Source organism: Streptomyces sp. SID12501 (genome assembly GCF_010550245.1).
Taxonomy (GTDB): domain Bacteria; phylum Actinomycetota; class Actinomycetes; order Streptomycetales; family Streptomycetaceae; genus Streptomyces.
Map to the genome: position 1 here is coordinate 1 of NZ_JAAGLU010000829.1, position 415 is coordinate 415.

The following is a 415-nucleotide window of genomic DNA, read 5'->3' on the forward strand; positions in this document are numbered from 1 at the left end:
TACGAGGCGGGCGATGACGCTCCGCCGGGACAACTGCGCCGGCACCGGACCGAGCTGCAGGAACTCGACCGCCCAACTCGCGGCCAGGGCCACGGCGGCCGCCCGCAGGGGCGTCCCCCGCGGGGCGATCAGGACGACCAGCGTCAGCAGGAGCCCGGTGTACAGGGCGTCCCCGCCGTACTTCGCGACGTCCCCGCCGGCCACGGCCCTGAGGCCCAGACCCGCACCGACGGTCACCGCCGCGGCCAGGGCCGCCGCCGCACGGGTGCGCGCCGGATCGGCGACGGCGGGGAGGTCCGGGCTCGTGGAGGGGGAGATCACCGGGCCATCCTGCCCGACGCCTGCCTCCGCCCCGCTCCGGGCCCGGGCCGCCCCGTCTCAGTGGCGGCCCCGCCAGCGGGCGATGAGCTCGGCG

At 78.8% G+C, this 415-nt stretch carries 1 protein-coding gene; it reads right to left on the reverse strand.

The window, feature by feature from the left end; all coding sequences use genetic code 11:
- Nucleotides 1-318, reverse strand: a 318-nt coding sequence (locus G3I71_RS48680) for a DUF2809 domain-containing protein (RefSeq protein ID WP_343243319.1), incomplete at its 3' end; no start/stop codon positions are given.
- Nucleotides 319-415 lie beyond the last annotated feature (97 nt).